7 protein-coding genes are annotated in these 16,600 nt (G+C 37.6%); 6 read left to right on the top strand and 1 reads right to left on the bottom strand.

Annotated elements, in window-relative coordinates; genetic code table 11:
- Positions 1-130: 130 nt before the first annotated feature.
- Complete coding sequence (locus tag F6K40_RS31350) at positions 131-1,375, bottom strand: serine hydrolase (protein ID WP_293141667.1); 1,245 nt, start codon at positions 1,373-1,375, stop codon at positions 131-133.
- Between the two features lie 1,434 nt (positions 1,376-2,809).
- On the opposite strand from F6K40_RS31350, the gene F6K40_RS31345 reads away from it, so the two are divergent.
- From F6K40_RS31345 to F6K40_RS31320, 6 genes are all read left to right on the top strand, one after another.
- Positions 2,810-3,151, top strand: a complete 342-nt coding sequence (locus tag F6K40_RS31345) for a DUF6312 domain-containing protein (RefSeq protein WP_293141665.1) — start codon at positions 2,810-2,812, stop codon at positions 3,149-3,151.
- A gap of 902 nt (positions 3,152-4,053) precedes the next feature.
- On the top strand, positions 4,054-4,290 hold the full coding sequence (locus tag F6K40_RS31340) for a DUF6200 domain-containing protein (protein ID WP_293141663.1): 237 nt from the start codon (positions 4,054-4,056) through the stop codon (positions 4,288-4,290).
- Positions 4,291-4,605: 315 nt separating this feature from the next.
- On the top strand, positions 4,606-4,821 hold the full coding sequence (locus F6K40_RS31335; RefSeq protein WP_293141661.1) for a DUF6200 domain-containing protein: 216 nt from the start codon (positions 4,606-4,608) through the stop codon (positions 4,819-4,821).
- 270 nt (positions 4,822-5,091) lie between these two features.
- The gene (locus tag F6K40_RS31330; RefSeq protein ID WP_293141659.1) at positions 5,092-6,291 is read left to right on the top strand and encodes a glycosyltransferase family 4 protein; all 1,200 of its coding nucleotides are present in this window, start codon (positions 5,092-5,094) and stop codon (positions 6,289-6,291) included.
- Positions 6,292-6,563: 272 nt separating this feature from the next.
- Positions 6,564-12,332, top strand: coding sequence for a type I polyketide synthase (locus tag F6K40_RS31325; protein WP_293141657.1), 5,769 nt, complete (start codon positions 6,564-6,566; stop codon positions 12,330-12,332).
- 1 nt (position 12,333) lies between these two features.
- A partial coding sequence (locus F6K40_RS31320) for a type I polyketide synthase (RefSeq protein WP_293141655.1) occupies positions 12,334-16,600 on the top strand: 4,267 nt, incomplete at its 3' end.

Raw genomic sequence — 16,600 nt, 5'->3', positions numbered from 1 at the left:
TATCTATGAGCAAACAATATCCCCTCTCCCCACACTCCCCACACTCCCCACACTCCCCACACTCCCCACACTCCCCACACTCCCCACACTCCCCACACTCCCCACACTCCCCACCCTCAGCAAACCCTAACTATTTCCTCCCCATCGCCATCATGCGATCGTAAACATGACGAGACAATTTAGGAAATATCTCCTCATCTGTTGCATAAGCAGCATCTTCCGCAAAAATCGCCAAAATATAAATAGCTCGATCATCCAAAGTTCTCACAAACGCCACATCCATACGATGTTTAGAAGTGAAACCAACCTTAGAACCAAAATAAACACTGCTCGGAGGTAGAGACTCAGCAAGAAAACCTTTTACTCCATTGTAGGGATCGTTCTGCCATACTTCCGGTGTTAAATCTCTAGTTAACAAATAAGCCATTCTCGTACTAAACTTAGGTGAAACTGCTTGCCTAGTATATATTTCATACATTAGTCTGCTAGCATGATCAGTTGAAATCAAATTTCGCAGAAACTTACCATTTTCCTTACGTAGTTGGCGATCGCGACCTACCGGACCTGTTTGACTAGGAGAATATCTAGGATAATTTTTTGTACTAACTATCAAACCTTGATAACCTGCTTTGTGAAAAAATTCATTGACTGATTTTCTTTTTTCCAACCAAGTATTTAATTTTTCTCCTTCCAATTTAACCCCTGATTTACTATCAGTAATTGCATCCAAAATTTTACTAGCAGAATCATTATGAGATTTCTGCATCATCGATCTTAAATCTCCATGAAACTTCGATTCATCATCAATTAAACCTTCTTCAACTGCCCCATAAAATGCAGCCATCCAAAATAATTTAGACACACTTGCAGGATATCTTAAAACTTGACCTTGATATCCAGCAAATGTGTGAATATCTTGGTTACTAACATCTATTAAACTAATAGATAAAGGTCCTGTAGGTAGCCCTTTTTCTTCAGCAATATTAACCAATTCATCAACTATTTCTTGTAACTGTGAGTTATAACGTTGGTATGGTTGTCTACGAACATTATAGGCAAATCCTAAATCTTCTATATCTGGTTCAGGAGCAGGAGGTACATAGGGAGGTATGAGGGTTGGTGATACAGAAAATTCAGGAGTAGGTATAAGTGTTTCTGAAACTGGACGACCTCTAAAAGGTAACATAATAACCCAGCTTACTGTCATTAGTACAGCAACTAAAATAAATATATTTTTATATTTTAACTGTGATAATATTGCCTTGATATTTTTAGTTTTAACTCGCCGAGGTACTGTAACTGGTCGTCGCTTAACTGCCCGATATGGTGGACGAACTCGACGAAATGTCTGGGGTGGTAGCTTTTCTGCCTGCATTTGAGTAGTATCTGAAAAATATAAGTAGTAATAATTTTATTGCTTTTGAGGACTGTACTATAAATAGTGTGAGATTTTCAACTATTCGATGTATATGTAAACCAATTATTAAAAACTGAAATTATCTTTGTATCTAAATACTTCCTTGGAATAACTAAACTATAACCATCCCTACCTTTTTTTCTAGTTAGCTATTCTTGATTTATCTGTGATTTTACCTTTTTAAAATGCTTGAATAATACTATAATAATACCTGCATAATTCAACTATAATTATCAGTATTTATTGTGGCGATCGTGAATATCAAACTCTGTAATAATGATTGTTTTTCTATACCTTTTAATAGCTTAAATTTGCCAATACATTTGGTTGAATGATTAATATTATTTACTTTGATAATATATTCCTGTTTTAGTTAGCTAGTGGGACTGTTCAGATAAGAATATTCAAATGGTAATTCATTCGGAATTTTCACCGGAAAATTGGGGTCTGAAACCTCCTCTTTACTCTTTTAAGAGGATAAAATAAAAAATATTCCTTATTTCAAGTCTCTGGGTTTAGCCAGAGGTAGTGTTTCACTGCACCACGTGAAAAACGCAGTTCCTCCGATAAGAGGCTAACTAATATAGCACTAAGCAAATAGTTTAGGGCATCTCTAAATCCTATTTGCGCAGCATGACCTAGGAAAATCCTTTGACAGTTTACTATTCCCTATTCACGCTTCGCGGAGCGCTATAACTGATATAGCACTACGCAAATAGTTTAGGACATTTCTAGTGTAACAAACCAAAGTGAATCGGTATTAATCAAAATAATATTGAGACCAAATAATTCTGCCTGGGGACTTTTAGTGGACTAATATAAATGTTTGCTACGAATCGCTATTCATAGTTATAGCAGTCGAAGTAAAAATGAGGACATTTGTAAATGCTCAAACGAGTGTCGGAGATTACTTCTGTACCTCGCTAACCCGATGCCTCCCCTCTCTATACGAGCGAATGGCCAGCAAATCCCTACTGTATGTTGCCAATCCCATGTCTTTCCTATGCGCGTAGCGCTATATTATGTTGCCAATTTTTTGTTACTTGTTGCCAATTTTTTTGTTACTTGTTGCCATTTTTTTTGTTACTTGTTGCCAATTTTTTAGCCCTTAGCATTAGAACTCAAATGTCTGTGAAGATATTCTGGTAGAGGTCAATATGCCACGATCAAAAAACAAAAAGGCCAAAATATTGAGAGATAAGGTTTTGAGGATATTGTCAATGACCAGTTATTTTGACCACCTGCCACTAAAAAGCCTAATTATTGACTATTAGGAAACTACCTATCAAAAGACACCAAGAAAATGTCAAAAAAACTAGATTTATTTCAAAAATTATCTGCTACAATATATAGGTACAGAACTATAGATAGTAGGAAAAATAAGGAGATAAAATGTCCACAGAAAAAATCAGAAGCGTTACTGTTTTGCAGAGTGATGAGGACTTTGGTGGTACACCAGAAACTCTCTATGGAAGTTCCCCTGGGAAGCGGAAAAAGAAAAAGAAAAAACAGGCAAGAAGTTTGAAGCCTTTTGAAAAAATGGTATTTTCAATGGCCAAGAAATATGACAAAGCTAGTAAAGATTATCGCGATCGTCACGAAAAATCTAACCGTAAAAAGAAAAATGGCTGGATTAAAGATTTTCCCAAAAACTATAACAAAGCTCTTAACAAGCTGGGTTCAGGTGGCCTAATAGGCGTACCTGGTTTTAAGAATTTTAAGTTGTTTGAATAAATAATTAAAACTTTATTGTGCTTTTGGTCTAATACCTGCGCTCTCTGTTAAGGAGTCGTGGGTATAAAGACCAATAAATTTTGTTGTATAACCAAGATAGTCACTGACCAACCTGGCATTAGGTCAACATAAACTCCAAGACTAAAGTTAACTTTTATTCCAATATAAAAGTAATGTCGAAGAAAAATAGGTAGACCGAAAAAAAGAGGAATGGTCAGTGAACATACTCCATGGTTCAAGTTAACAAATATAACCCAAAGTTTTTTGTTAAAATAGGCTAGCATTTTAATTAGTAGTCTCTATGACAAGCCGTAGAATAGCCGACTAACCATGGATCACTGAACTTAATCAAAGAATAACAATAATATAATACGTCAAAAAGCGTAGTATTAGACAGGCTATCTTCTAAGACTTGCTCTAACTGTGGAAATGTTAAAGAGTCTCTGTCTTAATCTGAAAGAGTGTTCAATCGGGAACATTGTGGCTTCAATTGTGATTGCTCCGCAACGCTAGCGCGAACGAGAGAATGCTAGTTTAAATCGAGGTTAGGCGGTCAGTGAGAGCTACGCTCCGCTAACGCGAACTACCGTGTGTGCCTGTGGACTGGATAACGCCGACGTTGCCAGATAGAAGCAGTAATAGAACAGATAATTTATAGATATCTATAAGCCAAATTAGGCAGGTGTGTGAGAAGCACAAGTTTAGATATACGTTAAGTGGGTTGGAGTGAATACCAGGAATTGGCAGAAAACTCAAAAAACCTAACAACCAACAGCAGTAAAGTTGTCCAGATTAAGCAACCCACCAAGTAAAGATACGAGAAAAAAATCCCTGCTTTTGGTAAAATGTCTTCAAGACAGCAACATAAATAGTAAAAATTAAGGAGAACTAAGAAAATGGTAATGACATCAGATTCGTATGAAAAAAAAATGAAGCAACAAGCAAACACCATTATCCTAGAATTCAGTGGGGGTGACAGTGATGATATCCGTGATTTGCGTCGGGGTGAGGGCAAGATATTTCAAAGAATAGGTAGAACAATAGCACAGCTACAGGAACAAGGTCAAGCAAGTGAGAACGTACAACCTATAATAGTAATTACTAAGAAAAAGAAAAGTAAGAAAGGACTTTTAGACTAACTAAATGATAATTTCATCAAGTCTTCACCCAATAGTGAAGACTTGATGTTTTGGTGAAAATGCTACTGGCCTGGGAGTGTATAGTAATGGGGCAATCTCCTTCTGAAAAGTCTAACCTACGTGTTCAAGTTAAAGAATAACAGAGGTAAAAACAGAAGCCGAAATCTTGCCCAAATCTACTACTGAAACATATATAAATCTTGGCACACATAAGTGTGGGTAAGTTCAGCATAACTGAAGCTTGTGGGAAACAAAAAAGATGATAAAATCTTCCCATCACAGTAACAAAAATAGTGAAAATTAAGGAGAAAAAAAATGGTGAAGCAACAAGCAAACACAATTATTATGGAGATGACTGGCACGAAAAGTGAAGATATTCGTGATTTGCGTCGAGGTGAGGGTAAGATATTCAAAAGAGTAGCCAGAATTATGGAAAAACTGAAGGAAGAAGGTGAAACCCCAGAGGATGCACAACCTATAATTGTAATTGTCAGGAAAAAGGGCAGTAGTAAGAAAGGATTGTTAGACTAAGTAACTAAGAAAATTATAAATAAAAATATCAAGCCATTGCTATTAAGCGATGGCTTGATGGTTTTGTTAGTGGTTAGAAACAGAGAAGACTATCCTTCCAGCCAAGAAATAATAAAAGAACAAAATGCAACGTCACTTATGTATTATTTGCAGAATTAAGAGTGATTATTAAAATATCTGATGCTGTAAAAAAAAATTTTGAAACTTCGCCACAAAATGTTTCAAAATATTCTATACTCCTAAAAGAATTACTGAGTTAAAATTAATAACGTGAAGATACTATTAGTCTGCACAGAAAAGTTGCCAGTCCCTTGTATCCGAGGAGGAGCTATTCAGACATATATAGATGGTATCCTGCCTTACCTAAAGCGAGACCATGAGATTACAGTATTCTCAGTAGCAGATCCAGACTTGCCAGATCGGGAAATTACAGACAATATTCGCTACGAGCGTGCTACGGCAGAAACTTCAGAAGAATACTATCAAGCTGTAGCTATATTTGTAGAAGGGCAAGAATTTGATTGGGTAATAATTTATAATCGTCCTAAGTATTTATCCTTAGTTGCGAAAGCAGCGCCAAATAGTCGCTTTCTACTTAGTATGCACAACGAAATGTTCCACGAGAAGAAAATTGACCCACAAGAGGCAATGATCTGTTTGGAAAGGGTAGAAAAAGTAGTGACAGTCAGTAAATTTATTGCTAATGGGATAGGCAAGTTATTTCCAGAATATCAACAAAAGCTACAACCAGTATATGCTGGAGTAGACCTCAAGCGCTTTCAGTCTAGATGGACAGAAGGGGTAAAAGAAAAACGAAAAGAAATGTTGGCGGCTCATGGTTGGGAAAATAAACAAGTAATCCTTTGTGTGGGGAGGTTAACAGATAAAAAAGGACCACATTTGCTAATATCTGCGATCGCCAAAGTAATCGAAAAACACCCATCTGCTGTATTATTGCTAGTAGGTAGTAAATGGTATGGAAATAACAAAGAAAATGATTATGTCCGTGAAATTAAAGCAGAGGCTGAAAAATTGGGACCAGCAGTTCAGATGACAGGATTTATTCCACCATCTGAAGTTGCAGATTATTTCCTATTAGGTGATATGTTTGTATGTGCATCTCAATGGGAAGAGCCTCTAGCTAGGGTGCATTACGAGGCCATGGCAACTGGACTATCTACTATTACTACTGCTAGGGGGGGAAACCCTGAAGTAATTATGCCCGGGAAAAATGGTATTGTAATCACAGATTATGAAAATCCAGATGCGTTTGCAGAGCAGATAGATTACTTATTATCTAAACCAAAGGAAAGTGAAGCCATGGGAAGAACAGGTCGTGAATTGGCAGAACTCTATTACAGTTGGTCAAGAGTGGCTTGGGATATTTTAAGTATTATAAACGATTCAACATCAGTGTCTTCATCTTTAGAAACACTGCAACAAATAGAGCAAGATAAGGAGGCAGGATAAATCTATTATAGTAGAGTAGACCTTAGTTAAATTAGGGTATAGAGCATTGACTTAATGAAAGAATAAGATATAATAAATGCAAAAGCATGCTATTTATACAGGGTGCTCTAACGCATAAATGAAATCTATTTTTTTAGGTATAGCTTGTATATTTTCTGGATAATCTGCTTATTCTCATCAAGTAATGCTCCTAATGGCAAACCCAATTTTTTGAGATTGGTTTTTTCAACAATTATCAAAAATAAAGTCTAAGATTTGTATTGGTTGATTTTATGAAGCAACAACAACAAAAGAATGACCCAACAGCTATTATTGGCATAGCTTGTCGATTTCCAGGAGCAGATGACTATAGCCAGTTCTGGAAAAATCTGGAAGCAGGAGTAAATAGTATCAGTGAGATTCCTCGCCAAAGGTGGGAAGTAGAAAAGTATTACTCTCCCATTTCTAACCAACCAAATAAAACAATTAGTAAATGGAGTGGATTAATAGAGGGTATAGATCAGTTTGATGCCCAATTTTTCGATATATCCCCCAGAGAAGCAACAAGAATGGATCCTCAACAGAGAATTATGTTGGAGTTGAGTTGGTCTTGTTTAGAAGATGGAGGTTATTCCCCTTTAGAATTATCAGGAAGTAAGGTAGGAGTATTTATTGGTGTTTGTAACTACGACTACGATCAGTTGCAACATCGAATTGAAACAAATGCTGATGGGCATAGTGGTACAGGTACTTGGACTTGTATGCTACCAAATCGTATTTCTTCCTTCTTCAATTGGCATGGTCCTAGTATTCCTATAGATACAGCTTGTTCAAGCTCTCTAGCTGCTATTCATTATGCTATTCATGCTATCTATAGAGGTGAATGTGAAACGGCACTGGTTGGTGGAGTTAGTATATGTTGTACGCCGATAAGATACATTCAAATGAGTCAGCAGGGAATGTTATCTCCAACAGGACAATGTAGAACATTTAGTAGTGATGCTGATGGTTACGTTAGGGGAGAAGGAGCAGGAACAGTTTTATTAAAGCCCCTGACAAAAGCAATAGAAGATGGCGATCGGATTTATGGTGTAATTAAAGGAAGTGCAATTAATCATGGAGGTAAGGCAAGAACTATAACATCTCCAAATGTCTACTCTCAAGCTCAAGTAATTCGATCGGCTTATACTGACGCTAATGTTTCTCCGAATACAGTATCTTATATAGAATCTCATGGGACAGGCACACCATTAGGAGATCCGATAGAAATTAATGCTTTGAAAAGAGCCTACAAACAACTTTATCAGCAATATGGAGTAGAAAAAACTGAGAAATCATACTGTGGTATAGGTGCAGTCAAAAGTAATATAGGGCATTTGGAAGGAGCAGCAGGAATTGCTGGATTAATCAAAGTATTATTAGCAATGAAATACAAAAAGCTGCCTCAAATTGTTAACTTCAAAGAATTAAATCCACGCATCAGTATTGAAGATACTCCTTTCTATATCATAGAAGAAACTCAAGAGTGGAAACGATTAAAGAATGAATCAGGTGAAGAAATTCCTAGACGTGCAGGTTTAAGTTCTTTTGGTATTGGTGGCGTCAATACTCATATTATATTAGAAGAAACTTCACAAGAAGTCAAAAGTCAAAAGTCAGAAGATAGCCTAGATCGTCCGCAACAGATTTTAACCCTATCAGGGCAGACAGAAAAATCACTGAAGGAACTAGCAACAAAATATCAAGCTTATTTAGAATCAAAAACTGAATCATCGCTACAAAATATCTGCTTCAGTGCTAATACAGGGCGAACACATTTGGCCGAAAGACTGGCAGTAATAGCAGAATCAAAGAGCGATTTACAGCAAAAATTAGTAGATTTTCTTCAGGATAATGAGATTAACGGAGTGTTAAGAGGAAAAGCAGAAAATCAGGAGAAGGAAATTGCTTTTCTGTTTACTGGGCAGGGTTCTCAATATGTAGATATGGGACGACAATTATATGAGACTCAACCCACATTTCGGAAAATTCTCAACCAATGCAATGAAATTCTGAAAAAATATCTAGAAGTTCCTCTATTAGAAGTTCTCTATTCTGAGTCAAGTTCTTCTTTGTTAGATCAAACAGCTTATACCCAACCTGCTTTATTTTCTATAGAGTATGCCCTAGCTAAGTTATGGGAATCGTGGGGAATTAAGCCTAATGTAGTAATGGGTCATAGTGTGGGAGAATATGTAGCATCAACAATAGCAGGAGTTTTTAGCCTAGAAGATGGTCTGAAATTAATCGCTATGCGGGGCAAGTTGATGCAGAAGTTACCATCTGGTGGTGAGATGGTGTCTTTATTAGCATCAGAATCTCAAGTCACAGAAGCTATAGGGGAGTATAGTTCCCAAGTGACAATAGCAGCAATTAATGGGCCAGAAAGTATCGTGATTTCTGGTGAGAGTGAAGCCATAGTAAGTGTTTGTAGTAAGTTAGAAGCGATGGGAGTAAAGACCAAAAAATTACAGGTATCCCATGCTTTTCACTCTCCTTTGATGGAGCCAATGTTGGCAGAATTTGCAGCAGTAGCTCAGGAAGTTACCTATAGTCAGCCTCAGATACCAGTTATTTCTAATGTTACTGGTGAAAAAGTGACTTCAGAAATGACTACTGCAGAATATTGGGTAAATCATGTCAGGCAACCAGTAAAATTTGCTCAAAGTATGAAAACTTTGCACGAGGAAGGTTATCAGATATTCTTGGAAATAGGGCCTAAACCAATATTACTGGGCATGGGACGTCAATGTGTACCAGGAGATTCAGGAGTATGGTTGCCGTCGTTACGTCCGCAGAAAATCCCCCTCCAGTCCCCCTTAGAAAAGGAGAAGCCAGAGGATGAATGGCAACAGATGCTATCAAGTTTAGGTCAGTTGTATGTACAAGGTGCTAAAGTAAATTGGTCAGGATTTGACCGAGATTATTCTAATCAGAAAGTAGCATTGCCAACTTATCCATTTGAGCGAGAAAGATATTGGCTAGATACTTCTAATCAGCAGCAGAATACTACTAATCAAAGTTCAAATTTAGTTCAAGAACTACTTGGTAAAGCTGATATAGAAGGATTAACTCAAGAACTGAAGTTATCTGAAGAATTAACAGAAGATGAACAAAAATTATTGCCTAAGTTGTTAAATATTTTAACAACTCATCATCAAAAATATTTGCAAAATCAAGGTGATATAGTTGGTGATTTTTATGATGAGTTAGCTTCCTTTATAAATGAAGAAGCAATTTTGAACTATATTCCTTTGCCGGGGATTATTAAAGGATTTTCATGGGTTCAATTTTTCGCAAAATTGGAAACACAAGAAAAATACCACAAATTAGCATCAACAGCCCAGCAAGAAATTAGAAATATAGGTTTGCAGAAAGTCGATTTTGATTCTTGTCAGAAAGTTCTAGATATTGGCTGTGGTCATGGAACAGATTTAATGGCATTAGGTCAGAAGTATAATCACTTAGAGCTTTGTGGCTATACAATATCAGAAGGGCAAGTAGAAGTAGGAAATCAAAAAATTAATCAATTAAAGCTACAAGATAGGGCAAAAATTGTTAATGGAGATAGTTCTCAGGATGAGTTTCCAGATAATTACGATTTGATATATGGATTTGAAGTAATTTGTCATATCAAAAAGAAAAAAGAACTATTTTTAAACATCAAAAATCACTTAAAAGATAGGGGTAATTTCGTCATGTCAGACTTTATCTCTAACGCTTCATTTGATATTGATTATGATGCTCACTCGTCTTATCTGATAACTCAAAAAGAATGGCTATATTTACTATCAGAAAGTCAGATCAAAATTCTACGTTATGTAGATATTAGTAAGGAGATTGCTAATGGTTTAGACGATCCTAATTTTCCAGAAAATCTCGACTATGTATGTAAGAAAAGTAATTTAAACGAAAATGCGAGAGTAGGGTTGCAATCTTATGACAATTTATACAAAATGTTGCGTAAGGGGCTAGTCAGTTATGTAGTAATGACAGCTCAAAAGCAAGAGTCATTGTCAGTAGATGAAATTTATAAGTGGAACCAAGAAATTCTCCAAAATCCACTACATTACTCCGATGTTTCATTACAACAACTTTTCTATGGAGTGGAATGGAAAAAAATAGGTCCTCGACAAGAACAGAGAAAACAACTACAGCCGAAAAATTGGATAATATTCAGCGATCAAGATGGTGTAGGTGAAAGACTGAAAAATGTCCTAGAAGAAAGAGGCGATCGCTGTTTAATGGTATTTATAGGGGAAACCTATAAGCAAAAGGACACAGGAAGTTGGGAGTTAAACCCATCTAATCCAGCAGATTTTGCCAGTTTTTGCCAAGATGCCAAGGTGACAGTTGGGGAAAATCTGAAAATAATTCACTTGTGGAGTTTAGAGACTACAACTTCTGAAGAACTAACTCAGTCTACTTTAGAATCAGCACAAAAGTATAGTTGTGGTAGTGTGTTGCACCTAGTACAAGCTATAGCTAAACACTCGAACTTAGACTCAGCTTCACCTCAACTGTGGTTAATGACTAAAGGTTCCCAGTCGGTATTGCCTACAGAAGAAGTAGCAATAGCCCAAACCTCACTATGGGGATTAGGAAAAGTTATATCTCTGGAACATCCTCAATTATGGGGAGGACTACTAGACTTAGATCGATCTTCCATAAATGGAGCAGAAGGATTACTAAAAGTTCTAGAAGATGAGCAAGAAGAAGATAGACTAGCCCTTCGTAACGGAGAAGTTTATGTAGCTCGTTTAGAAAGAAAACTCTTAGCAGAATCTCAACCAGTATCTTTGAGTAACGAAGGAACTTATTTAATTACTGGGGGCACGGGAGCATTAGGATTGAGTGTGGCTCAATGGTTAGTAGAGAAGGGATGTCAAAATCTAGTATTGATTAGTCGCTCTCAGCCATCAGAGTCAGCACAACTGAGAATTAATAGTTTACAGAAACAAGGGGCAGAAGTAGTCGTAACTCAAGCAGATGTATCTGTTCCAGAAGATATGGAGAAGGTATTTAAGCAAGTGCAAGAAACAATGCCACCTCTCAAAGGAGTAATTCATGCAGCAGGAGCCATAGGATTTGACTTGCTTCAGGATTTAGAACTTTCTCAACTCGAAGCCATACTGCGTTCCAAAGTAGTAGGAGGATGGGTGCTACATCAATTAACTCAGAAGCTAGAGCTAGACTTTTTTGTGAACTTCTCGTCCATTGCCTCAGTATGGGGTTCAAAAGGCCAAGCTCACTATGCAGCAGCCAACCATTTCTTAGATGGATTAACTTATTATCGCCAATCTCTGGGATTACCAAGCCATACCATAAATTGGGGGCCTTGGGCAGGGGGCGGAATGGCAACAGGAGAAGCCATGGATTGGTTAAATCAGATGGGAGTCAAACCACTAGAACCAGAAAAAGCAATAGGTGCTTTGGAGAAAATATTAGGAAGTGATAACCCTCAAACAGTAGTAGCAGATATAAATTGGGATTTATTTAAGGAACTCTATGAACTAGGAGGTAAAGGTTCATTTCTGGGAGAAATTTCACTAGACTCAGAAGCAACAAATGCAGGACAGACTTCGGGAGCTAGATCGGAATTGTTAGAACAACTTTATCAAGCTCCAGAAAGTGAACGGAACGAAATACTCATTGAACAGTTGCAAAATGATGTAGCGAAAATTATAGGATTATCAAAATCTAAACTTCCCGATCCTGAGTTAGGATTCTTTAAAATGGGAATGGATTCCTTGATGGCTGTTGAGCTAAGAAATTTGTTGAGTTCTACTTTTAGGTCTTCCATTAGTACAGCTACCTTGTTTGAAAAGTCTAATATAAAAGACTTAGCCGAATACTTAATCGCAGAAATTTTCTCAGAAGAGGAAGAACAAGAAGTAGAGGTTAGTGATAGTCAAGAAACAACTGCTCCCAAGAAGATAGAAACAGAATTTGAGGGAGAAATTGATAGTGCGATCGCCTCAGAATTAGAAGAAATTCAAGCTTTACTGAAGGAGGAAAACTAGAATGAGCAATGCTTCCCAGACAAAACAACAAAACATCTTATCCAAAGAAGTCCTTCAAAGTTTGAAGGAAATGCGAAGTAAGCTCGAAGCAGTCAACAAAGCTAAAACAGAACCAATCGCTATTGTTGGTATGGCCTGTAGATTTCCTGGAGGAGCGAACGATTTATCAAAATACTGGAAGTTATTACATGATGGTATAGATGCCATTACTCCAGTGCCTCCGGAACGTTGGGATGTGGATGCTTATTACGATCCCAATCCAGAAATCCCAGGAAAAGCCTATACCAGACATGGTGGATTTATTGAGCAAGTTGACCAGTTCGATCCCTTGTTTTTCGGCATTTCCCCCAGAGAAGCGGTTAATTTAGACCCTCAGTACAGATTACTTTTGGAGGTAACATGGGAAGCATTGGAAAATTCTGGACAAACCTGGGCAAATCTGAAGAATAGTCTGACAAGTGTATTCATGGGAATTTCGACGGATGACTATTCTACGGTGATCTTAAATGAAGCGAATAGTTATCCTACTCTCGGCAGTAATAGAAGTATTGGTATAGGTCGAATTTCTCATATTTTGGGTCTACAAGGATCTAATATACAGGTAGATACAGCTTGTTCGAGTTCTTTAATTGCAGCACATCTGGCTTGTCAGAGTTTGCGTTCAAAAGAATCAAACTTAGCATTAGTGGGTGGAGTTAATTTAATATTATCCCCCTTTAGCACTATTGGCCGTTGTCAACTGAAAGCACTATCTCCTGATGGCCGTTGTAAGACTTTTGATGCTTCTGCCAATGGTTATGGCCAGGGAGAAGGGTGTGGCGTGCTAGTTTTAAAGCGTTTGTCTGATGCAGTTAGGGATGGGGATGTAATTTCCGCTGTTATTCGAGGTTCTGCTGTTAATCACGATGGGCCTAGTAGTGGAATGACAGTTCCCAATAAAATGGCTCAAAAGCTGGTGATTCAACAAGCTTTGACAAATGCTAAGTTAGAACCAAGTCAAGTTAGTTATTTGGATGCTCATGGTACGGGAACTTCTTTGGGCGATCCGATTGAGATAGAAGCTCTGGCAGAAGTATATGGGAAAAAACGTCCAGCAGATACTCCCTTAATTGTGGGATCGGTAAAGACAAATCTGGGACATTTGGAAGCAGCAGCAGGGGTATCATCTTTAATGAAGGTGATTTTAGCTCTGAAGCATCAGGAAATCCCTCCTCATTTACATTTAAAACAACCAAATCCTCTTGTAGATTGGGATAGATTACCAATAAAAATTCCTACTGCTTTAATGCCTTGGCCTGACGAGGGAAAACCAAGAATAGCAGCAATTAGTTCTTTTGGTATGGGTGGCACTAATGCTCATATAATTTTGGAAGAATTTCCAAAGTCGGAAGAATCCCCCCAACCCCCCTTTGAAAGGGGGGATGATTTAGAGCGATCGCTACACATATTAACCCTATCAGCAAAAACAGAACAAGCTTTAGAAGATTTAGTCAGTAGTTATCAAAAGCATTTAGAAACCTATCCAGATTTGCCAGTAACAAATGTATGCTACACGGCTAATACAGGAAGGAAACATTTTAAGCATCGACTAGCAGTTATTACTTCCGATCAAAAAGAACTAGCAGAAAAGCTACTTGATTGGCAAGCAGGAAAAGAAGTAGTTGGACTATCTTCTGGAGAATTTGATAGTGGTAGTGCAAGTTCTAAGGTAGCTTTCTTATTTACAGGCCAAGGTTCCCAGTATATAAACATGGGTAAGGAACTGTATGAAACTCAACCAACTTTCCGTCAAGCTTTAGATCGATGCAACGAAATTTTACAGCCCTATCTAGAACATTCCCTGTTAGAAGTTATTTACCCTAAAGATGAACAAAAGTCAAGTTCTAATTTGTTAGATCAAACAGGTTATACCCAACCTGCTCTATTTGCCATTGAATATGCTTTGTTCAAACTATGGGAGTCTTGGGGGATTAAACCAACTGTAGTCATGGGGCATAGTGTAGGAGAATATGTGGCAGCAACAGTAGCAGGAGTTTTCAGTCTAGAAGATGGTCTGAAATTAATTGCTATGCGGGGAAGGTTGATGCAAAAGTTACCCTCCGGTGGAGAGATGGTAGCAGTGATGGCTAAAGAATCTCAGGTGACAGAAATTATAAGTGACTATAGTTCAAAAGTAACCATAGCAGCGGTTAATGGACCAGAAAGTATGGTAATTTCTGGTGAAAGTGGAGCGATCGCCACCATTGTTAGTAAATTGACAGAAATGGGAATTAAGAGCAAAAAATTACAAGTGTCCCATGCTTTTCATTCCCCATTGATGGAGCCAATGTTGGCTGAGTTTGCAGCAGTAGCTCAGGAAGTGGTCTATAATCGGCCGAAAATACCACTTGTTTCCAATGTAACTGGTACAAAAGCAGGAAATGAAATAACTAAGGCAGAATATTGGGTAAACCATATCCGACAACCAGTCAGGTTTGCTCAAAGTATAAAAACATTGCACGAACAAGGGAATGAACTTTTCTTGGAAATCGGACCAAAACCAATTTTGTTAGGCATGGGACGTCGATGTATATCGGAAGATTCAGGAGTATGGTTGCCATCATTACGTCCGAATAAAATCCCCCTCCCGTCCCCAAATAAAATCCCCCTCCCGTCCCCCTTGGAAAGGGGGAGGCCAGAGGATGCTTCGCTTTTGAAGGATGGGAGGCCAGAGGATGCTTCGCTTTTGAACGATGAATGGCAGCAAATGTTATTGAGTTTAGGACAGTTGTATGTTAAAGGAATAACAATAAATTGGTCAGGGTTTGACCAAGATTATACTCGTCAGAAAGTAGCATTGCCCACATATCCATTCCAAAGACAACGTTGCTGGGTAGAAATAACAGAAAACAAACATCAGAAAAATCAAAAGTCAGAAAATATTAGTGAGACTTCAATTGTTAAACTACTTACTCAAGGAAAAACAGAAGCACTTACTCAGCAATTAGAAAAAGCGGTAAATTTTTCACCAGAACAGCTTAAAGTTTTACCAGAAATATTAGATGTATTAGCTAAACAACAACAGGAACAATTAGCAGCAGTAACTATTAAAAATTGGTTCCATGAAATTCAGTGGAAACCTTTAGCTCAAACTCAATCAAAAACAAATATTCAGTTAAGTAATTGGCTGATTTTTGCCGATACCACAGGAGTTGCCGAAAAATTAGCCAAAAAATTACAACAAGAAGGTCATCAATATAGTTTAGTTTATAGAGGAGAGAGCTATCAAAAACTAGCAGCCGGAAAATATCAACTCAATCCTGCTATTCCTGAAGAATTTAAAAAGCTGTATCAAGAAGTGCAAGAAAGTAGTCAAGTTCCACTATCAAAGTTAATTCATTTGTGGAGTTTAGATGCTCCCGAATCCAAAGATTTAACCCTTAGCACTTTAGAGGAAACTCAACTATGGGGGTGTGGTAGTGTCATGTACTTATTACAGGCTTTACTCAAAAATATAAGCACTGCTCAACTATGGTTGATAACTCGTGGCTCTCAGTCAGTATTATCTAAAACAGAAAATAACATACCAGGATTAGCAGCATCATCTTTGTGGGGATTAGGTAGAGCGCTGTCTATAGAACATCCTCAATTATGGGGAGGATTAGTGGATATGGCTCCACAAGCTTCAGAAGCAGAAGCGGACGAGGTAGAAATGCTATGGGAATTGTTAGTTAATGAACCCGAAGAAGATAATCTAGCTTTACGGGGCAAAAATACTTATGTAGCTCGTCTGGTAAACCAAGATACTCCAGAATTTCCTCAATCCCTGACATTATCATCCGATGGTAGTTACTTGATAACTGGAGGATTAGGAGCTTTAGGATTACATACCGCCCAATGGTTGGCAGAAAAGGGAGCGAAAAATATTGTTTTAACTGGGCGTCGTCCTCCATCAGAAAACGTCCAAGAATCTATACAAGAGTTAGAACAAAAAGGATGTCAAGTCAAGATTTTATTAGGGGATATTGCCATTGAAGAAGAGATAGAAAAAATTCTGGAAGAGATTCAGGCATCTTTACCAACACTGAAAGGAATAATTCATGCAGCAGGAGTGGTAGATGATGGAACTATACAACAAATGAATTGGGAACGTTTTACTAAAGTAATGTCGCCTAAAGTAATAGGAACTTGGCACTTACACAAATTAACTCAAAATTTACCACTAGATTTCTTTGTCTGTTTCTCCTCGATGGTTTCCCTAATAGGTTCCCCTGGCCAAGGAAATTATA

The sequence above is a fragment of the Okeania sp. SIO3I5 genome, from assembly GCF_010672085.1.
Lineage (GTDB): Bacteria > Cyanobacteriota > Cyanobacteriia > Cyanobacteriales > Microcoleaceae > Trichodesmium.
Note: the sequence above shows the minus strand (reverse complement) of the source record. Positions and strands in the feature narration are given on the sequence as shown.

Bases quoted from the DNA above. Each gene is read 5' to 3' on its own strand.
- F6K40_RS31340 (WP_293141663.1), top strand. From the start codon at position 4,054: ATGACATCAGATTCGTATGAAAAAAAAATGAAGCAACAAGCAAACACC.
- F6K40_RS31335 (WP_293141661.1), top strand. From the start codon at position 4,606: ATGGTGAAGCAACAAGCAAACACAATTATTATGGAGATGACTGGCACG.
- F6K40_RS31350 (WP_293141667.1), bottom strand. From the start codon at position 1,375: ATGCAGGCAGAAAAGCTACCACCCCAGACATTTCGTCGAGTTCGTCCA.
- F6K40_RS31325 (WP_293141657.1), top strand. From the start codon at position 6,564: ATGAAGCAACAACAACAAAAGAATGACCCAACAGCTATTATTGGCATA.
- F6K40_RS31345 (WP_293141665.1), top strand. From the start codon at position 2,810: ATGTCCACAGAAAAAATCAGAAGCGTTACTGTTTTGCAGAGTGATGAG.